The organism is Methylomicrobium album BG8, assembly GCF_000214275.2.
GTDB classification, from domain to species: domain Bacteria; phylum Pseudomonadota; class Gammaproteobacteria; order Methylococcales; family Methylomonadaceae; genus Methylomicrobium; species Methylomicrobium agile.
Genome location: NZ_CM001475.1, coordinates 2950712 through 2970466, shown reverse-complemented (window position 1 = coordinate 2970466; position 19755 = coordinate 2950712). Strand labels below are relative to the sequence as shown.

Here is a 19755-nt window from a genome sequence, read left to right as displayed (position 1 = left end):
ATTATTGGGTCGGCTTTTGATAGCCGAAAATACTTTGTTCAAAGAATTGGTCGAGGCTTTCCCCTAGGCCGGTCAATCCCTTGAGTTCTACCTGGAAAAAAAGACCCGATTGACTGGTGCCTTCGGCGAGCTGTTGAACCGAGCTGTTGACCGTATTGATGTTATTGGTGTAACGGCGGCCGATCAGACGAAAACGCCAGCAGCAGTTTTCCTTCTCGACGCCCAAAAAAGTTTCCTGCGTTTTATTATAAAGCCAGGAATATTGCCAGCGGCCGACGGCATACCAATCATTGAACAACGGCCAGCGAAAACTGATGTCGCTCTGCACCAGGTCCGTACTGTGCAGTACGTTTGGGTCCGTCAGCGGATTATAGGAAGGCGTGCCGGAAGGGAGCGCTGCATTGTAGGCCTGTACGGAAGGTCCCCAAATGGAGCTGTTCGCAAGCAAGGTGCGTTCTACCAGATCGGTTCGCCGATAATGGAAGCCAAGGTTCAGAATTTTCTCGGCTTTGTTCATAAAATGCAAAATCGCCTTGCCTCTGACGATGTCATTGTTCTCCGGGTTCCACTGAATGCCCGTTTCTCCGGACCAATGATCCGAGAACTGGCTGCTGAGTTCGGCGATCAGCGGCGACACGCGGTCCGTTTCGACCGGCATTTGAAACCCTTGTTCCGGAATTGTCACGAAATCGGGCAAGTTCCGGATTCTGAGCGGTGCGGTGACTTCGCGGTCCCGGAAGTAAATGATTTGGCCGATATTCAATTTCATTTTTTCCAGGCCGGTTTCTGAATCGATCAACCGGGTTGTCAGCGCCATCGTAATTTGATTCGCGTCCTGTATCCGATCGGTACCGCTGAAGCGGTTCTCCCTGAATAGATTGCTGAACCATATATCGTAGAGCGATGTATCGAATAAAGGAATGTCGTTTTGATCTTTTTTCGGAATATATAAATAAAAAAGCCGGGGTTCAAGCGTATGCTTCATGGACGAGTCGGCCTTGCCCAGTTCCCTCTCGAAGGTTAACCCGCTGTCTAAGGAAAAGATCGGTAAAGTGCGGGTAACCGTGTTTGACCAACTCGCAGGCACGACATTGGGCGGGGGAACAAAGCTTTTTTCAGTAAGTTGATAATCGGTATGCTGTACCGAAACCTTGGGCGTCAAAAAACCCCATTCGGCTTGCAGCGGCGCGCTGATCGACGGCTTGACATTGACGCGCTGAGCGTTGACCAGATCATCATGGTTGAAGTTTACATATTCGCTGTCCAGGTTGGCAGTCAGCGGCATGAAGTCGAAGGTATGGTCAAGGTTCAGATCGATCTCGGGCAGACGCCGATAGGGGCGATTGTAACCGGTCAAGGTTTTGTCGATTGTCTGATAGTTCTCGACGCGGCCCACCAGAGAGACGCCTATGCCCGGATTGCGGTAACCCAGATCGGCGATGCTTCTGATATGGCTGAAATTGGGGAAGCTGAGCGCGTTGCCGAGCTCGCCGAAATATTCTTTGTCCGAAACATAATTCAAGTCCATGTTCGAACTGACATACGGGCCGAAATGGCTGGTGTTCTTGAGCGATCCGAGAAAACGCGAGGTGTCGCGAAGTTTGTCGTTGGGTAAAAATTCCAGTCCCAGTTTGCTGTTCGAGTAGGGGGTCAGAAGCCTGAAATCGCCCGCCAGCATGATGCCGCGCTTCGTGAAATAGCGGGGCCTGAGAGTCGCATCATAATTAGGCGCGATATTCCAGTAATAAGGGGCGGAGAAGTGAAAGCCGCTGAGCTGTGTACTGCCGAAAGTGGGCGCAAGAAAACCCGATAAACGTCTGTTGTCGACAGGAAACGACAGGTAAGGTGAATAGAAAACCGGCGTTCCCTTGAATTCGAGCCAGGCATTCTTGACGGCGCCCTTGCCGGTTGCGTCGTTCAATTTCAGGTCGGAAGCATGCAGTACCCAGTCCGTATTTCCGGGCGGGCAAGTCGTATAGGCGACATCTTTATAGCGCGACAGTACCTTGCTTTCCCGGTACGCCGCCGAGGCGCGGCCTCTGAGCGGCGCGGACGGATTGATGAACTCTACGTTTCTCAATGTCGCCTGGTCCTGGGCCAGTTTCAGGCTGGCGGAATTGCTGTAAATCGATAGATTGTCCTCGCTGTAGTATACCTCGCCTTGCAGATCGAGCGTTTGCGATACGGTGTCGTATTGTGCGGTGTTCGAAAACGAATGCTGGTCGGCGCGAGTAATTTCGACGTTGCCCCGGTAACTGCTGATTTCGTTTTCGAAGACTTCGCCGTAATCGGCATTGACATCCAGCGGCGATACGTCGCGTAAAGGGCTGCGCGGCGTAAATACCGGCGCCGCACCCGGCTCGATGCTGCAATGAGCCCAAGGGTCGTATTTCAGGTTTGATCTCAGGTTGGCAAAAATCTGCTCCTGTTTGGCGTCGAACGCAGGATCCAACATGCTGAATCCGGTGGCTTCGGTACTCACGACATGCGGCTGCCCCTTCGGATCGGGTCCGGTCAGGTTACAATTCCAGTCTTGGCCGCCTTCGGCGGTTTTACAATGCCAGCCGGCCTGCCGGGTATCTTCCTGCTGCAGGTTTTTCTTGACGGGGACGGCCTTGCGCACCGTCGACTTGACCGGAATCTTTTTTTCGGCGATTGCTTTAGGCTGAGATTCGGCTTCGGCGACCGTTTCATGAACAGGAGCCGGGGCCGGGGCCGGTTCGCTGACCGCAGTTTCTTTTACCTCGGGTTGGGCGGCGGGCGTCGTTGACACTGGGGGTTGTTGCGCTAACGGTTCGTCTTTCTCTTCCGGAATGGCGGCGGGAGAGGCTTTTTCGCCGGTACAAACCCATTCCTTGCTGTTTTTGTCCTGATGGCAATTCCAGACGGCATCCTCCGCAAAACCCGTAGTCGGCAGGAATGCGAAAAAAAACAGGATAAAGCAAAAATGCATGCGGTGTCGGGAGATGGGTAGCGGGACGGTTTGCAAATAGACTAAAATGCCGAATGCCATTTTACCTTAATTTATCTGACCATAATAAACTAATCTAATCGGCCCTCATGATTGAAGATTTGCGAATCATGGCCCTGCTCGACTGGCTCCGGCATGATCTTTTGATGACGATAGCCAGTTGCGAACCGGCCTCCAGCGATGCCAGCTTCCGGCGCTACTTCAGGGTCGAAGGGCCGGAAGGCCGGTTCGTCGTGATGGATGCGCCGCCCGAGAGGGAAAACGTGGCGGCATTCATCAAAGTCAACCGTCTGCTCAAAGGGGCCGGTGTCCATGTGCCGGAAATCTTCGCACAAAATCCGGAAGACGGTTTTCTGCTGCTCGAAGATTTCGGGAGCCACGATTTTCTGAGCCGGGTAAGCCCGGAGAGCGCCGAATGGCTGTACCGGGAGGCGCTGGACGCTCTGTTCCGGCTGCAGACGGGAACGTCGATTTCGGCCTGCGGCCTGCCGGTTTACGATCACGCGCTGCTGGCCCGCGAGCTGGGCATCTTCGACGAGTGGTTTCTGGGGCGGTGGCTCGATGTCGAGATGCCGGCGAAAGTGCGCGAATCTCTGCACGAAAAGCTGATCGCCTCGGCGCTGGAGCAGCCGCGCATCTGCGTGCACCGCGATTACCATTCGCGCAATCTGATGATACTGGAGGCGGATTCGCCCGGCGTACTGGACTTTCAGGATGCGGTAGTCGGGCCGGTCACTTACGATCTGGTGTCGCTGCTCAGGGATTGCTATGTCGCCTGGCCCGAGCGACGGGTCGATGACTGGATGAGCGGCTACTACCGGCGCTTGCTCGGCGCCCGGCTGATCGATTGCAGCCTTGAGCGGTTCCGGCGCTGGTTCGACTGGATGGGCATGCAGCGCCATTTGAAAGCGATCGGTATCTTTGCGCGCTTGAATCTGCGCGACGGCAAGCCGGGCTATTTGAAAGACATCCCGCGGACGCTGAATTATGTATTGGCGCAGGCCGATGCTTATCCGGAATTTGCCGAATTCGGCGATTTTTTGCGGACGCAGGTTTTGCCCTTGCAGGAGACGGCCGCATGAAGGCGATGATTTTGGCCGCGGGCCGGGGCGAGCGCATGCGCCCCCTGACCGACCGCACGCCGAAGCCGCTCTTGAAGGTGGCCGGAAAAGCGCTGATCGAACATACGCTCGGCCGATTGGTCGAGGCCGGATTTACCGAGATCGTGATCAATCACGCGCATCTCGGAGAACAGATCGAAGCGGCGCTCGGCGACGGGGAGCGCTACGGCGCAAGCATCCGTTATTCTCCCGAAGGCGAGCAGGCGCTCGAAACCGCCGGCGGCATCGTCAATGCATTGCCGCTGCTGGGGAATGAACCGTTCCTGGTTGTGAACGGCGACATCGCGACCGATTTTCCGTTCGACATGCTGCATGCCGTGCCGGTCGATCTGGCGCATTTGGTTCTGGTCGACAACCCCGCGCATCATCCCAGGGGCGACTTCGGCCTGGACGGGCAGGGCAGGGTTGTGGAAGACGGCGAGGAACCGTTTACTTTCAGCGGAATCGGCATTTATCATCCCGCTTTGTTCGAGCATGTGCCGCCGGGCGCCAGCAAGCTCGGTCCGCTGTTGCGCCGGGCGATTTCCCGGCAGCGGGTGTCGGGGCGGAAATATGGCGGGTTCTGGATGGATGTCGGAACTCCCGAGCGGCTACAGACTCTCGATAGTTATTATTTTCAAACAGGAGTATTCCCATGAGCGACCATGTCTATAAAAAAATCGAATTGACCGGTTCATCGACGGCCGGCCTGCAGGAGGCGATCGAGAACGCGATTGCCCGCGCTTCGCAAACGATCCAGAACATGCGCTGGTTCGAAGTGGTCGAAACGCGCGGGCATATCGAAAACGGCAAAATCGCGCACTGGCAGGTTACGATCAAAGTCGGTTTTTCGCTGATCGAGTAAGCCGCGAAAGACCTGCCAGGTTTTTAAAACCTGGCAGATTTCTCCTGTATGGCGACAAGCCGGGCGTTCACTTGCCGAACGCGATATAACGCCGGTACGGCGAATCCTGCTTCCAGGTGAACGATTCGGTGTAATAGTGCATCAGTCCGAAATAACCGAGTAAACCCAAAGTAACGGCTTTGCGAATCTCGACGCCGAACCAGTGCTCGGTGATCAGGTTGACCAGCTGGTCGCCGTAGGCCTGCAGCGCGAAGGCAAGCCCGAACGAGAGGGCGGGCAGGACGAGGAAACAATGCACATGCCAGCTTTTGGCCTGACGGTAGAGCCAGTTCTGCGGCTGTTTATGGTGGCGATTGTAGTCGTGGGTCACATAAAAGAAGTAAGCGGTCGTATCATGTACCAGTCGGGGGCCGAGAATTGCCAGGAAATAATATTGCTGGACGAACAGATAATAGCTGTTCAGTACCAGTAAAGTGTTCGACCACAAAAACCATTTGCCGAAGGCGGATGCGGCAAAGCGTTGGCTATACCAGGTGACGAGAGCGAGCAGCACGCACAGATTGCCGGCGGCCAGCTTGATCCATTCGACCTGATCCGGCGTCAGTCGTGCATTCAAAAAAATACCGATATAAATCAGAAGGCCCGCCGTGACGCTCAAGCCGAGCAGGAGATTGAAGTGCGGCGAAGGCAGCCTGCACACTCCGCGCGCCAGCCCGTGCTGCTGCTTCAGTACATGCAGCACCGTCCAGGCCGCGACACCGGCGTAAAGCGCGTAGTAAGGCAGGTAGAGGCTGCCGATGCCGAAAACGACCGCTAGCGCGAGCGTCATCCGGAAGAGGCGGGGCTTGTAAAGTTTGAAATAATCACCGTGGCTGCATAATAAAATCGCGCTGGCGAGGATATGCGGCGTGCCGAATAAAATCTGATACAGCAGGAAATGCCCGGTATTGCTGGGCAGATTTTCTTTCAGAAAATTATGCCAGAACCAGCCGTCGAATAACTGGAGCAATACGCAGAGTGGAATGATCAGATAAAGTGCCAGGATTAGCCGGAAGGACACGGCCATCCGGATCGATGGTGAATAATTTTGTGAAGAAGAAACGGCTTGAGCAGACATGGATCGGTCCCCGCATAAAGTTTATTGATTGAATTCCTTAATTAAGCTACAGCATTAAATTCTCTCGAATGCATCGTGGACGGCAGGCGGCAACCGGCCGATCCTCCATGAGAGGAAAGGAGAGTCTGCCGTCTCTGCGCTTTTTCGAGTACTGAGTCCGCCTGGCGTCAGGCGGATTACTTCATATCAGCCGGCCCCATAAATCGTAATCGTCCGCTTCTTCCAGTTCGACCTGCACCAAATCGCCGACCTTGAGATGCGTGGCGCCGTCGATATAGACTTGGCCGTCGATTTCCGGTGCGTCCGTCTTGCTGCGGGCGACCGCGCCTTCTTCGACCACTTCCTCGACCAGCACGGTTTCCACCCGTCCGATCCGCCGTTGCAGGCGGGCGGCGCTGATCTCCGCTTGATGCGCCATGAATCGCGCCAGGCGTTCTTCCTTGACCGCTTCCGGCACCGCGTTCGGCAAATCGTTTGCGGCTGCGCCCTTGACCGGCGAATAAGCGAAGCAGCCGATCCGGTCGAGCTGGGCGTCGGTCAAGAATTGCAGCAGTTCCTCGAATTCTTCCTCGGTTTCGCCCGGAAAGCCGACGATAAACGTGCTGCGTAGAGTAATGTCCGGGCAGATTTCGCGCCAGGCCCTGATCCGTTCCAGATTGTTCTGGCTGGCTGCCGGGCGCTTCATCAGTTTCAGGATCCGGCTGTTCGCATGCTGGAACGGAATGTCCAGGTAGGGCAGGATTTTGCCTTCGGCCATCAGCGGGATCACTTCATCGACATGCGGATAGGGATAGACATAATGCATCCGTATCCAGATGCCCAGTTCGCCGAGCGCTTCGGCCAGTTCGTAGAAACGGGTGCGCACCTGCCGGCCTTTCCAGTCGAACGGCCGGTATTTCAAATCCAGTCCGTAGGCGCTGGTATCCTGCGAGACGATCAGCAATTCCTTTACGCCCGCCAGGGCTAGGCGTTCGGCTTCGCGCAACACCTCGTCGACCGGTCGGCTGACCAGGTCGCCGCGCATCGACGGGATGATGCAGAAGGTGCAGCGATGATTGCAGCCTTCCGAAATCTTCAGATAGGCATAGTGCCGGGGCGTCAGTTTGATGCCTTGCGGCGGCACTAGGCTGGTAAACGGATCGTGCGGTGGCGGCAAATGCTCGTGCACCGAGGCGATCACTTCTTCCAGCGCATGCGTGCCGGTCACTTTCAAAACTTCGGGGTGTCTGGCGCGAATTTCGCCTTCCCGGGCGCCGAGGCAGCCGGTCACGATCACCCGGCCGTTTTGCGCGATCGCTTCGCCGATGCTGTCCAGCGATTCCTCGACTGCGGCATCGATAAAGCCGCAGGTATTGACGACGACTAGGTCGGCGTCTTTATAAGTGGGCGAAATGGTATAGCCTTCGGATCGCAGCTTGGTCAGAATCCGCTCGCTGTCGACCAGCGCTTTCGGACAGCCCAGGCTGATAAATCCAATATTCGGAGCAGTCATTCTTTTCTCGTGAGTATAAAAACCTGCGTAGTTTATATGAGTGTGGACGGGATTAAAAATTGAAAAGTTTGTTTTTTATAAATTTTTTGTAAAAAATAAATACACGCTTCGACATGCGGCGCATGACTCCCTTTCTCAGTATTATATGCTTGCAATAGCGTATCGGCGTTTGGGGCGCAGGAATTTTCGGAAAGTTATAATCGTCCAACTTACAAAAAATTTGGAGCTGATAAGCGTGCGAATGTCCGATTTTTCGCTCACGACGCGCTGGTTGATTCCCGCCCCGGTCGAAAGGGTGTGGGCGCCTCTGGTTGCAACCGAGAATTGGCCGGGCTGGTGGGATTATGTGGCGATGGTGGACGAGACGGCGCCGGGTAATTCATTGGGTATCGACAATGTCAGGCGGTATCTCTGGCGGACCTGTTTGCCTTACGATCTGGCGTTCGAATTGCGGGTCACTCAACTGCATCCTTACCGTGCGATCACTGTCGAAGTCACCGGCGACCTGATCGGCATCGGCGATTGCTCGCTGACCTATCGGGAGAACGAGGCGGCGACCGAGCTGATCTTTATCTGGAACGTCTCGCTCGCCAAATCATGGATGAAGCTGTTGGCGGGAGTCGCCAGGCCGGTATTTGTATGGAATCATCGGCGTGTGATGAAAAACGGGGAAGCGGGCCTGATCCGCCATTTAACTGGGCGTTCGGAATTATCTTTATGAACTATCGGCAAGCACTGCGGCTCTTAAGTTTTAAGCTTTAAATAAATATCGAGCTGAAAGTGCAAACTTTTACTTGCAATATTTTCAAATATCCTTATAATACACAGGATCAATCGCGGGGTGGAGCAGCTTGGTAGCTCGTCGGGCTCATAACCCGAAGGTCGTCGGTTCAAATCCGGCCCCCGCTACCAAATAAATCAAGGACTTGTGAGAAACACAAGTCCTTTTTTTATGCTTGGTGGTTTTGTGTAACCTTCATGTAACTGTAACGCGGTGCAAAATGACGTGTTGCGGTATAAGGACTTTCTACGCCCGGCGCGTTCTTTGCATCGAAATCCATTCGGAGCACGACATTATGCGTAGTTGGTGCCTTGTAAAAAAATGTGCCTAGTATGGTGTGAATATCAACCTCACTTGGGATTAGTACTCGCATCCTGATTGCATCCCTACACGCGACTAACGCGCTTTCTTTTGTCTATGGCTTTTTCTCCTGAGTTATAGCTGTAGGGTTTTTTCGCGATAGCAAAACGCCAACACTCTTTAAAGCTATGGCGGATTGCCTAGCGGCGAATCCGCCTTACGGGTTCTCCTTCTCCCGTCTTTCGCGCCACTCAGCCTGTCGCTGCCTTTCGATCTCGTATTCCTCTCGAAGGCTTTTCGCAACGAACGGATCCGGCTCGGATACATACTCAATCACTACTGGGCGGTACCGGAGCAGCAGTGATGCATGCTCCTCCGCAAGATAGCGAACCAGTGCATCCATCGTGTCGATCTTATATATCCAGTCATCGCTCATGTACGGAAGGACGTCAGTACATGAGGAATGCCATGTTCTATGCGGCCCCGCGCTGTGCCACCTACCATATGCCCAACATACAAGGATCTGCGCGCAGGAGAACTTTGGCCAGTTATCTGGGTATCGCCTACGTTTATTCTCGAGGCGGGAGAAAAGGGAAGCCGCAAACAGTATTGCGGCTGTGGTTTCAATGTCGTCCTTGCTCTCCCACAGGTAGTCAAGCGTATCAAGCTCACCCTGCCTCGTATAATAACTTGGCGGATGTATCGGCCCTGATGTTCCGGGCCATCGATCAAAATGTCTCTGACAATCCTGGTGCAAGCTCCGTATGGAGTCTGTAGGCCACCAAGATAGTGCAGAAGGTCTCTCGGTGGGACTTGCAGGATCGTGTACTTGGATTGACAAGAACAACGGATCAACGACAATGCTGAAATCGTTTAGGCGGTCAGTCCAAGCGCGGAAAACTCGCTCCCAGCTCCAATGCTTCGAGAACTCCTCGATTTCTCGCTGGCGTTGTTGTTCCCACGATTCAGTAATTCGCTTCAAGGTTCCTCCAATGATTCTGTACTTCCTGCCGGTATCATGTGAAATCTAACGTAGAGCTAAGCCGATCGCTGGAGCGTAGCGGAAGCGGTCGGCTTGAGCACCTTGTGTATGCCCAGCATGGGCATGAACTTATGAGGTGTAAGTCTCATAGGCGCTAACCTAAAATATAAAATATTGAAAATAAAAGGAATTTCACTTTAAAGTTTTACTTTGATTTGCCGCTCAAAGAGCTTCAACATATTGAAAATTAATGACTTTTATTGGAATAGGTCAATTTTTAAGTTAGCGCCTATGGGCGCAAGTCCCCTGCCGGAGAATTCGAAATTAATCCTGTTAGTGATTATAACGACTAGCCGAAGACAAAGGCAAGACCGCGAGGTCTTGTCTGAAGGAAGTCGGAGAGCTGTAGGGCGGTAGGGCGTTTTCGCGATAGCAAAACGCCAACATGCTTCAAAGCTATGGCGGATTGTTTATCGGCGAATCCGCCTTACCGGGTTAGATTGTCGCAATAGCGAAGCAAGATTGCCACCTGACGTCGGGCAACGATGAAGCTGTTGCCCGACCTACCCGGCTGCGTGTGGTGCCGCTTTTCCATACGTTTGACATGCGTAATTAAACAGACGTGCAACTTCATTGGGTTCAAGAGCGCTGAACCAAACGTCTTGAAAGCCCTCTGATGGGTAGCTCGCAAAGATTGAATCGAGATGTGCCACTGACGTACCTGTGTGATGTCTAACGTAAATCTCAGCGGCGGAGCGTAAGCGGAGTCTGCTGGAGCGTTGGGTTAGGCTCTGACGATCTCTGCCAGTTTCGCCTTTACTTCATCAAGTATGACTTTGTAGTCGATTACGTTGGGTGACGTGAGCATGGCTGGAACCCGCAAGTGCATTACAGCCTTGCTGCCGTTGCGGTACGGGAACGTCTCCAGCGTGAATAGAACTTCCTTAGTTCGGTATGGAAGGACGAACTGCTGGGTGAATATCTTCCCGGTAACGGGATCCTTCTCTCCCTTCTGGAACGGGCGAGTTTTCAATATGCGCATGAAGTTCGCATGGGTGGATTCGGAATTGAATTCCGAGTTAACCTCAAATCGATAGTAGAGCTGCGTACTGAGGAGATTCTCTGTGAGATCGGCTTCATCGAATTTCGGAACTGGGAACGGGAGAATTACCCCCTGTTGATAGGTCGAATATTCAACGGGCCGAATGACGGCTTTGTATCCACTATCCGTCTTCTCGACGGCGAAATCGACTTGATAGCGCTTTCCAGAGCCGGCGATGCCACTTTCGGTCTCAGTCCGGCGTTCGATAGCAAGGGAGTTATTGCCGATTCGCTTTGCGAATAGCTTGTCGCGTCTGCCGGTTGAGTAGTACGAGAAATCAGAGAACGACAGATCCTCGATCATGCCCGTCTGCCGAATCAGTCCATCATCAGACGGAACGAAATACGTGATTGGTTGCATTGACACCGGCGTAGCGGGGTTACTCGGAGAGGTGGCGACGCAGCCGCCCAGAGCGCTAAGCGCGCCAAGGAATGCGAGAGTGCGGATTGATTGATTCAATTGGGGATTCTCCTTTGTTGAGTGTGAGTGGGTAATGAAGAGCCTAACGCAAAGGTAAGGGGCGCGCCGTGGACAAGCCTTAAACGAAGCCGCCGAACCCGATTCAAACACAAACCTTCAAAACCGCCTTAGGGCGGCGCGTCCCTTTGACCGCTGTGTTAGACCGATTGTAAAACAGACCTGAGGCGAAGCCAAGGAAAAAACGAAGGCCTGCGCAAGCAGAAAGTCCTTGTTATCTGGAAAGCCCCGCTACGGCTTGCGTCGCGCCATTGTTAAAGCTAATGGCCTAAAAGTGGCTTGTGCATGGGGGACCCGCCGAGACCTTAAAGACGCCGGCGTGACGCAAACGGATCAGGCCGAACGGACCTGAATCCACGTAGAAAACAGGATGACCTTTCCGTTCCCGGAAGGAGAAACTCAAGTCCTTTGATTTTGCCGACGTCTAACGTAAAGCTAAGCCGACCGCTGGAGCGTAGCGGAAGCGGGTCGGCTTGAGCGCTATGTTAGGCGGGAACGTTGGGCCAAAACGATAACGTGAGCAAAACCAAGCCAAACCAAAAGCCGATTTCATAGGTTTCGGTAATAGGTTGAATTTTCTTAACCGCCCCATAGACATGCACAATAACCATGAGAATCCAACATGCCAGCAAGAACTGAAAATAGAACACCTGTACGGCGGTATTCATTGCGGCCAATACGCCAAATGTACCCACTACAAATGCCACGCAACCCAAGCAGCGGCCATAATAAACAGCCAAGTCGGTTTGCTCTGGGATATCCCAGCGAAGGGTTTTTGCCCACTGAATTGGCCAAATAGCCATAGGAACACCAAAAATCACCAACGTTGAGGTACCTATGACGAAAAGAAACTGACTTGAATAGCTTCCCCAAATTCCAATCATTGTATTTCTCCTATGTTTTACGAGCCTAACGTAAAGCTAACCGGGCGCAGCCTGGGAAGCTGAAAAACAAAACCGCATTATAACCGCGCTCCGGTTGAGCGTTGGGTTAGGCCGAATCTGATTGCAAGACCTGACCCCATTTTTTCCCTGGCTACTTAATAAAACTATGAAGGGCTTCGTAGGCATTGTCTTGAAAAACGATGTTCTTTAAATCGGGGAAGATTTGCCCTTGCTCGACCATTGCACCCGTAACTTTTCCATCTTTGCTGGCATAGAAATCACCGCTTGCCAAGTCCTGATTTCCCAGCACTTCGACATATCTTGCAGCGCCTTTTTGTAAACTATGAATCATTCCAATTAAAGGCATTACAATAGGAGCAAAAATGTATTTAAACAAAAACTTTGTCAAGAGCGGCAAATTATCATACCCTGCTGTACCACTTGTATTACCAGGACTTACGCTAATGAATTTTATCTGAGGGTATTTCCGAGCATTGGCCGATGCCCATAAGGTACCGATATATTTAATATATCCATACCCATAGGATTCGCTCCCATCCAACTTTGGTTCAGAAAATGAACCATTAAGAACAGAAATAAATTCAGAGACGGAGTTGGTCTTGAGACTCGGCCTCTTCATGATACCTTTAATTCCCCTTGCCCCTTCGGAGCTAACATATAGAACCTCATTGTTTAGCTTGCCTACTTTAATTAGTTCGTCAACCAAGACCACATGACCCAATAAATTGGTGGCGGCAATATTAGTCATGCCTGAAGGCGTTAATGCTCCTGGATGCTTCCCACCTTGACCTCCAGCATTTAATATCAACGCATCAACTGGGTTTTTAAGTTCTCTGACAGCATTTCTCACGGAGTCTGGGTTCAGGACGTCCAATACGATAACTTCAAAAATGGACTTGTTCGTCAGGGCTTCTAATTCTTTTTTTGCTTGTTCAGCTTTTTGATCGTTTCTGCAACCAAGATATATTTTTTCTGTTTCAGTGGTCAGAGCCAATTGTTTTGCAGCTTCTTTACCTAAGCCGACATTTGCTCCAGTTATTAAAATACTTTTGTTTTTTTTCATATCCTCTCGCTCCTGTACCTACAACTTATTGGATTGCGCGATCTATTTTATTTCACTCAACTTCTGCATAGCCCAACCCCGAAGGTGTCCGCCTAACGTAGAGCTAAGCCGACCGCTGGAGCGTAGCGGAAGCGGGTCGGCTTGAGTGGCATGTTAGGCATTATGGATAGTAGCGTGCCGTGGCGCACAAGCGTACGCCAATACTCCGAGAACTCGTGAGCACTGTTGCTTTGATAATAGTTGGATTATTTAAAGTAACGCTAAATCTGTCCGGTGCGCCTAGAGCATTCCATTGGCAAGACCCATCATTGTCTCTAGCGCACTGTACAGAAGGGCTGCCACTGAATACCCAGCGTTCATTGGGTGTTGTGACTTCTAAGTTTGATGGTTTAAAACACCATTTACGATCCGCGATACAACTGCATCCTTCACCGCATGATACGTTGTGCAATTCAGTAGTGGTTACAGTAGCACCGCAAATTAGTTTTTCCTCGGTATAAGGCCCCTTGTAATCAAGTTGAGAGGATACGGCAGGAGTTTCTACGCCATTAGCAACGACGCTAAAAAGAACAGTTGCAAGAGAAACGGCAGTTATTTTATTCATGGTTTGTCTCCGAGTTGTGTTTTTTCTAGCCGGGTACGAAGCAATGGGTTGCCTAACGTGGAGGTAAGGGGCGCGCCGCTGAAGGAAGCCGAGCGAAGCCGCCGAACCCGATTAAAAAGTAAACCTTCAAAATCGTCAACGGGCGGCGCGTCCCTTTGACCGCCTTGTTAGGCATAGGCTCGCACCAAAAGATAGCCAGCCAGCGGAATAAACGCAAAAAACACAACGATACCGAGACAGCCTGAACCGGAGCCGGCGTTGCGGCGAGAAAACTGAGGCGGCCTAGATTGAAGCCACTTGGCATGGCACGCTGGGCAGAAAAATTTGGTTTTGTTGTTACGCCATGCCTCGATGGTGCGTTCGGTATGACGTGAAACTACACCGCAACGTGCGCACTTAAAGCTTTTCTCCTTGGGTTGACGCTTTGGTAGGAGCTTGCTCACAAAGGACAAGACAATGACGCCAGCAATAATAACTCCGAAGATAGCTTCCGATGACATTTAGCTCCCCACGCCTAACGCTGAGTTAACCGGCGCGTTACAGCGGGCTTTGCGGAGGCGAAAATAGCGAAGCCGCTGGAGCAAAGCCCGCTGTAACGTGTCCGGTTGAACGACGTGTTAGATTTTCGCGGCCAGAAAACTATCGGTAGTACTGGCAATTTGAGTGATGAAGTGGATGTGCTTGCGTAGATCATCACGAGTCACCGCGTGTTGTTTTGGCTGGGCCTCACCGTTCGTTGGACGCAGAGAGCGGTGTGCAATGTCTCCCCGCTTTTTGACTAACCGGTTCAGCTCCGCTTTGGCCTTGGCTGGGTCGCAATTGTTCCAGTTCCATGCATCTGAAACGTCGAGTGAGAGATACTTCTGGAATATCTGGCGAACCCTGTCAGTGCTTGGACTGTGGAATGACTTGAGGTCAATTTCTAGCGAATTGAGGTAGAAATTTTGGATGGGATCATCTGCATTGCCTTTGGCGCAGATTGCATTCACCGCCTCGAAAATTCGATCTTCAAAGTAGGTTTCAAGGGCAGCGAGAGCCATCACTAGACTGGCGCGCTTCAGGACTTCAATGTCCGGCGGTGGCGGCTTGGTGTTGAGGGCATCAAAGTGCTTCAGGAGATCAGTGGAGTCCTGAATCGCGTGCTTGAATGTTTCGAGCGCTTGTGAGTTCATCCGCAAAATCTAACGCAAAGGTAAGGGGCGCGCCGTGGACAAGCCTTAAACGAAGCCGCCGAACCCGATTCAAACACAAACCTGCAAAACCGCCCGCGGACGGCGCGTCCCTTTGACCGCCGGGTTAGACCGATTGTAAGACAACCCCAGGGCGAAGCCAAGGAAAAAACGAATGCCTGCGCAAGCAGAAAGTCCTTGTTATCTGGAAAGCCCCGCTACGGCTTGCGTCGCGCCATTGTTAAAGCTAATGGCCTAAAAGTGGCTTGTGCATGGGGGACCCGCCGAGACCTTAAAGACGCCGGCGTGACGCAAACGGATCAGGCCGAACGGATAAGAAATGCCGTGGTAAGCGGGACGACCTTTCCGTTCCCGGAAGGAGCAACTCAAGTCCTTTGATTTTGCCGCCGTCTAACCAAGTCCTTTGATTTTGCCGCCGTCTAACGCAGAGCTAACCGGGCGCGGCCCGGAAGCTGAATAAACAAAACCGCATTATAACCGCGCTCCGGTTGAGCGCACTGTTAGGCTTGGAAACAACATGATATTGACAGCGACGACACAACAGAATTACGTCGCGTGCTCGCGCAGCCACTCTTTCAGCGCCTCGTTCATGCGCGTTTGCCAGCCGCGTCCAGTGGCGCGGAACGCGGCCAACACGTCGGCGTCGAAGCGAATTGCCACTTGTTCCTTGGTGGGGCGTTTGTTGGCGCCGCGTTTGCGTCGCGTGGTTTCCGCGTGCAATTCGCCGGCGTTATGGCACACAAACGCAGCCGCCCAATCATCGGGCACGGTTGCCGGGCTGTCGCTGTCGTGGGTAATGTCCGCGTCCGTCTGTGCCGATACCGCGTCCCAGTCGGTCAGATTAACGGTTTCTGGCTTGCCAGTAGATACGTTCTTCATGCTTTTCTGCCTTTCTGATGGAGATGATATGGTCGTCATCGCCGCGTGGCGTATGGACGATAAAAACCACCACGCCATTCCAAACGCCCAAGGTTTGAAAGCGCAGTTCGCCGTAGGCGGTGCGCCGGTCTTCGCGGGTCAAGGTAAAACCATCGAAAATCGCTTCGCAACCCACAAAATCAATTTGATGGTTTTGCAGGTTGGCAAGGCGTTTGGTTTCGTCGTAAGTGATCATAAATCAAATTGTATATACAAATTTATAGAAAGTCAATTAATTTATATCTACAATTTGCTGGCTGTTGACATTATCGCCCATCGGGCTTATGCTTCTCCCGCTGCCCCACATTGGGCAGGCGGGTTTGGTCGCCCGTGCAGCAAAGGCGCAAAAGCTATGCGCCGCAAGTCGTGTGGCTTTTTTATTGCCTCTCGTTTTATGGCGGGTGGCGTATGGGGAAGCCGTAAGGCTTGCCGGACCCTTTGCCCGGTCGACCAACCCTGTACGTCATCCGCCGCCCGTTGCTTGGTCGCTCCGTGCGGTGGTTTAACCGCAGCAAAGGAGTTAACCATGAACACCAAAGACGTGCCCGTCGCGCAATCCAATACCGAAGTTTCCGGCCATATCGTCGTTATCGACGGCCAACCGACCACAACCACCCAAGACATTGCCGACGTTTACGGCAAGCAACATGCGAAAGTGCTTGCAGTCGTTCGCCAGCGCATGGGAGAAGTACCCGATGAGTGGCGTCTCGCCAATTTCGGCGAGACGGTCATTGAACGGCCAAACCCTAGCGGCGGCGCGCCTATAAAATCCCCGGTCATCCGCATGACCAAGAAAGGCTTTCATTTTGTCGTCGGGAAATTCACCAGCATGAAAGCCGTGCAACATCAAATCGCCTTCGCCGATGAATTCGAGCGCATGGAAAGCCAACTGCAAGGCAAGGCCACAGAGGGAACTAAACCGCTTCTGCCCACTGACCAGTTCATCCAGAAGTAGAATACGCCATCGAACGCCGCGCCCACACGCTGAGCCTGCGCCAATACGACAAAATTAAGGAACAACTGCGCGAAGCGATACGGAAATGGGGTAAAGACCTCGAAGGCCAAAAGCTGGTGGAGTTCGTCCAGCATATCGACCTGCCCGATAGCCAACTGGTCATCGTCCACCGCGATACTTTATGGCAGTTGACATCATGCCTTGCCTATCTTGATATAGCGCAAAAGAAAGCCTTAAGCTCAATTAATGTACTTGAGAACGAAACAGGAATGCCGTGGTACGGACGAGATTAACAACCGGCCCCGCTGCTTCGGTGGCGGGGCCTAACGTTTGAATTAACCGGCCTGCGCGGCTTTTTGCGCAGGTCCGGTTGAATGATTGGTTAGCGCATAGGGTGCCAACCACTGCAAGAAATCCTTGGGCGGCGACGGATACGACCACGCGCCTGTGCCGCTCTTCCATACATCAGGGTTCTTGCCGAGGGTCTTGTTCTCCAATGCCCAAGTGAGTGCGGCATCGTGCGGGTAGAGATACCAGACATCGTGATGGCGGAAGCAGACCCAAATATCTTTGCCTTGGTATTTTTGATCGAGAGTAAGGCGCCCCTTCAATTGGACTTTCAAGAACTGCTGACCGCTGATGTGATTTGCAATGAAATCGGCACCCTGCCAATCATCGCTAAGGCGAATCGTTGAAAAACCAAAATCAGCTAGCACGCCAGAGACCTTCTGGAAATTGAAGGTTTCCTGCTGTCGTGCATTGAGCGACTTATAGTCGATCGGTGTCAGTTGGAGCATAGGCGTGCTCATGGGAAGCGCTAACGCCGTTCATAACCGGCGGCCACGCAGTGGGCGTCCGGCGCCGCAGGCGCGTAGTTGATGACTTGGTTATGCATTAACTCGATCCCCATGACTCGGAGGCGTTGAGATCAATACAAATACCAGATCCTGCTCCTGGTCATTACTCAGCCTATGAACGGTACCGGCGGGAATATGAAGGCCCTCGTGAACTCCTAACCGATGAGGAATTCCGCCTACTTCTATCGTCGCCAAACCGCTCAAGATGAAAAAGAATTGTTCCGCTCGTTCATGGTAGTGCCGCAACTCAGCTGCACCCGGCGGAACCCTCTCTTGAATGACGCTCAAATTGGCTGCCTTGACCAGATGCCATCCATCGCACCGCTCGCCCCAAGTGTAGTGCTCGGCATTATTGCTAGAGATCGCTGGCACACTACTCTCCTGATGCATAACGTAGAGCTAAGCCGACCGTAAGCGAGCAGCCGTACCACATAGCCAGTCTGTCGGCACTCTGGTTTAGTCTATTGAGCGGAGAGGCAGTAATTCGTCGATACGACTGTTAGGCCAGGTAGGCAGTTTTTCGAGGGTATCTTTTAGCCAGGCCGAAGGATCGAGGCCGTTGAGCTTGGCAGTGCCGAGCAGCGTTTGGATCACGGCCGCTCGTTTTCCGGCACGTTCTGATCCTGCAAAGAGCCAGTTCTTTTTACCCAAAGCGATCGGTCGGATACTGTTTTCAATCGGGTTGTTATCAATCGGCAGATCACCGGTTTCGGCATAACGGCTGAGAGCGATCCAACGTTTCAAGCTGTAATCAATCGCTTTGGCCGTGGCGCTGTTGGGCGCGGTTTGAATGCGGGTGCGTTGCAGCCAGTCGTGTAGATCGGCCAGTGCCGGCAGGCTTTTCTGGGCGCGCAAGGCTTGACGCTCAGCGGGCGTTAGGTCACGACCTTCGGCTTCGATCGCATAGAGCACCGCGATCCGGTTCAAGGCTTCTTGGGCGATCGGGCTCTGACTGGCCTGTAACAGGTCGAAGAACTTCCGGCGCGCATGCGCCCAACACGCCAGTTCGATGCACGGTTCGATCAGGCGTTGATCCTCGGGATGCGCACGGGCCGCCGCAAACAGGGCTTTATAGCCGGCATAGTCGTCGACCACGAGGTGGCCTTGCCAATCGCCTAGAAACTGCCCGGCATGCCGGCCGCTGCGGCCGGCTTGATAGTCGAAGACGAGGATCTTGGGGCCCGGCTGCAGGTCGTTGCTGCGGTAGGCCCACAAATAGGCCTTTTTCGTTTTGCCGTTGCCGGGATCCAGCTGGGGGACCGGCGTCTCATCCGCATGTAAACTATCGCGTTGCAACAGCTGCCAGGCCAAACGGTCGGACAAAGGCTGCAAGGCGACGCCGAGACGTCCGACCCAGTCGGCCAGGGTGGAACGGGATAAGGTCACGCCGTCGCGGGCGGCGATTTGTTCCAAGCGGTAGAGCGGCAAATGATCCTGGAATTTGCTGATCATCACCCAGCTCAACAAGCCAACCGCGGCCAGACCGCCATCGATCACCGCCGGCGGAATCGGCGCCGCCGTGACGGTCTCGCAGCTCCGGCAGGCGTACTGCGGACGGATATGGCGATGGACGAAGAACTTGGCCGGCTCGACATCCAGTTGCTCGGTCACATCTTCGCCGATCTTGACCAACTCCCGGCCGCAGTGCCCGCAAGTGCAGGATTCCGGTTCGTGCCGGTGTTCGATGCGGGGCAAGTGAGACGGTAACGGTTGCCGGCCGGCGCGCAGGCGTTTGGGGCGAACCACCGTTGCACAAAGGCTGGCATCTTGCAGTTGCTCAACTTCGGCTTCAATCGCCGAAATATCCGTGTTCCAGGTTTCCTCGAACACATCCCGCTGCAAGGGGGCCAAGGCTTCGCTCTTGGGGCTGAAACGAATGCGTTTGTAATAGGCCAACTCGTGCGTCAGCGCGGCGATTTTAATGTCTTTGCTCTGAATGGCTTTGGCATCCCGCTCAGCCTGTTCAATCAGCGCTTGAAGCAGCGCCGCCACTTCGGTTTTAGCCGAAGGTTCCAAGTGCAACTGATCGAGTTTGGCGAGGGGGTTCATGGCTGTCATTATACCGCAGAAACCCCC

Annotated in this window: 20 protein-coding genes and 1 tRNA gene; 6 read left to right on the top strand and 15 right to left on the bottom strand. The window is 53.2% G+C overall.

Features of this window, described 5'->3' with window-relative positions; genetic code table 11:
* Nucleotide 1 precedes the first annotated feature (1 nt).
* Nucleotides 2-2953 carry an LPS-assembly protein LptD gene (locus tag METAL_RS12745; protein WP_031431959.1) on the bottom strand — a complete coding sequence of 984 codons (2952 nt, stop codon included), beginning with the start codon at nt 2951-2953 and terminating at the stop codon, nt 2-4.
* A gap of 107 nt (nt 2954-3060) precedes the next feature.
* Here METAL_RS12745 and METAL_RS12740 point away from each other — a divergent pair, with 107 nt between their 5' ends.
* The 3 genes from METAL_RS12740 to METAL_RS12730 are packed head-to-tail and all read left to right on the top strand — an operon-like array spanning nt 3061 to nt 4936.
* Entirely contained in the window at nt 3061-4053 is a 993-nt protein-coding gene (locus tag METAL_RS12740) for an aminoglycoside phosphotransferase family protein (RefSeq protein WP_005372913.1), read from the top strand.
* On the top strand, nt 4050-4730 hold the full coding sequence (gene murU, locus METAL_RS12735; RefSeq protein WP_005372912.1) for an N-acetylmuramate alpha-1-phosphate uridylyltransferase MurU: 681 nt from the start codon (nt 4050-4052) through the stop codon (nt 4728-4730). Before METAL_RS12740 ends, murU begins: the two co-directional genes overlap by 4 nt.
* On the top strand, nt 4727-4936 hold the full coding sequence (locus tag METAL_RS12730; protein ID WP_005372911.1) for a dodecin: 210 nt from the start codon (nt 4727-4729) through the stop codon (nt 4934-4936). Before murU ends, METAL_RS12730 begins: the two co-directional genes overlap by 4 nt.
* A 67-nt stretch (nt 4937-5003) precedes the next feature.
* On the opposite strand, the gene METAL_RS12725 is transcribed toward METAL_RS12730, so the two are convergent.
* Nucleotides 5004-6053: a hypothetical protein gene (locus tag METAL_RS12725; protein WP_005372910.1), complete on the bottom strand. Its 1050-nt coding sequence runs from the start codon at nt 6051-6053 to the stop codon at nt 5004-5006.
* A 181-nt stretch (nt 6054-6234) separates the two neighbouring features.
* Nucleotides 6235-7545 carry a 30S ribosomal protein S12 methylthiotransferase RimO gene (gene rimO, locus METAL_RS12720; RefSeq protein WP_005372909.1) on the bottom strand — a complete coding sequence of 437 codons (1311 nt, stop codon included), beginning with the start codon at nt 7543-7545 and terminating at the stop codon, nt 6235-6237.
* A 241-nt stretch (nt 7546-7786) separates the two neighbouring features.
* Here rimO and METAL_RS12715 point away from each other — a divergent pair, with 241 nt between their 5' ends.
* Entirely contained in the window at nt 7787-8266 is a 480-nt protein-coding gene (locus METAL_RS12715) for an SRPBCC family protein (protein WP_031431958.1), read from the top strand.
* Nucleotides 8267-8380: 114 nt separating this feature from the next.
* Nucleotides 8381-8457, top strand: a tRNA-Met gene (locus METAL_RS12710).
* Between the two features lie 386 nt (nt 8458-8843).
* Here METAL_RS12710 and METAL_RS12705 read toward each other — a convergent pair.
* From METAL_RS12705 to METAL_RS22165, 9 genes are all read right to left on the bottom strand, one after another.
* Nucleotides 8844-9062 (bottom strand): hypothetical protein, encoded by a 219-nt coding sequence (locus METAL_RS12705; protein WP_031431957.1) that lies wholly within the window; start codon nt 9060-9062, stop codon nt 8844-8846.
* Between the two features lie 1330 nt (nt 9063-10392).
* Complete coding sequence (locus METAL_RS12700; RefSeq protein ID WP_005372904.1) at nt 10393-11169, bottom strand: hypothetical protein; 777 nt, start codon at nt 11167-11169, stop codon at nt 10393-10395.
* Between the two features lie 503 nt (nt 11170-11672).
* Complete coding sequence (locus METAL_RS12695) at nt 11673-12071, bottom strand: hypothetical protein (protein WP_005372902.1); 399 nt, start codon at nt 12069-12071, stop codon at nt 11673-11675.
* 151 nt (nt 12072-12222) lie between these two features.
* Entirely contained in the window at nt 12223-13155 is a 933-nt protein-coding gene (locus tag METAL_RS12690; protein ID WP_005372900.1) for an SDR family NAD(P)-dependent oxidoreductase, read from the bottom strand.
* A gap of 160 nt (nt 13156-13315) precedes the next feature.
* Complete coding sequence (locus METAL_RS20990) at nt 13316-13759, bottom strand: hypothetical protein (RefSeq protein WP_213069385.1); 444 nt, start codon at nt 13757-13759, stop codon at nt 13316-13318.
* A gap of 167 nt (nt 13760-13926) precedes the next feature.
* Nucleotides 13927-14259, bottom strand: coding sequence for a hypothetical protein (locus METAL_RS20985; RefSeq protein ID WP_157203508.1), 333 nt, complete (start codon nt 14257-14259; stop codon nt 13927-13929).
* A 117-nt stretch (nt 14260-14376) separates the two neighbouring features.
* Nucleotides 14377-14931 carry a HEPN domain-containing protein gene (locus METAL_RS12685; RefSeq protein WP_005372896.1) on the bottom strand — a complete coding sequence of 185 codons (555 nt, stop codon included), beginning with the start codon at nt 14929-14931 and terminating at the stop codon, nt 14377-14379.
* Nucleotides 14932-15495: 564 nt separating this feature from the next.
* Nucleotides 15496-15828, bottom strand: coding sequence for a BrnA antitoxin family protein (locus tag METAL_RS12680; protein ID WP_005372895.1), 333 nt, complete (start codon nt 15826-15828; stop codon nt 15496-15498).
* A complete protein-coding gene (locus METAL_RS22165) occupies nt 15791-16063 on the bottom strand; it encodes a BrnT family toxin (RefSeq protein ID WP_005372894.1) in 273 nt (90 codons plus the stop codon). Before METAL_RS22165 ends, METAL_RS12680 begins: the two co-directional genes overlap by 38 nt.
* Here METAL_RS22165 and METAL_RS21615 point away from each other — a divergent pair.
* A complete protein-coding gene (locus tag METAL_RS21615) occupies nt 16016-16822 on the top strand; it encodes a Rha family transcriptional regulator (protein ID WP_084675407.1) in 807 nt (268 codons plus the stop codon). The genes METAL_RS22165 and METAL_RS21615 overlap by 48 nt on opposite strands.
* A gap of 335 nt (nt 16823-17157) precedes the next feature.
* Here the strand turns inward: METAL_RS21615 and METAL_RS20015 are convergent, their stop codons facing one another.
* The 3 genes from METAL_RS20015 to tnpC all read right to left on the bottom strand — a co-directional run bounded on the left by METAL_RS20015 (nt 17158) and on the right by tnpC (nt 19728).
* On the bottom strand, nt 17158-17619 hold the full coding sequence (locus tag METAL_RS20015) for a hypothetical protein (RefSeq protein ID WP_005372893.1): 462 nt from the start codon (nt 17617-17619) through the stop codon (nt 17158-17160).
* Between the two features lie 90 nt (nt 17620-17709).
* A complete protein-coding gene (locus tag METAL_RS22160; RefSeq protein WP_005372892.1) occupies nt 17710-18069 on the bottom strand; it encodes a cupin domain-containing protein in 360 nt (119 codons plus the stop codon).
* 66 nt (nt 18070-18135) lie between these two features.
* A complete protein-coding gene (gene tnpC / locus METAL_RS12655) occupies nt 18136-19728 on the bottom strand; it encodes an IS66 family transposase (protein WP_005371083.1) in 1593 nt (530 codons plus the stop codon).
* Between the last annotated feature and the right edge of the window lie 27 nt (nt 19729-19755).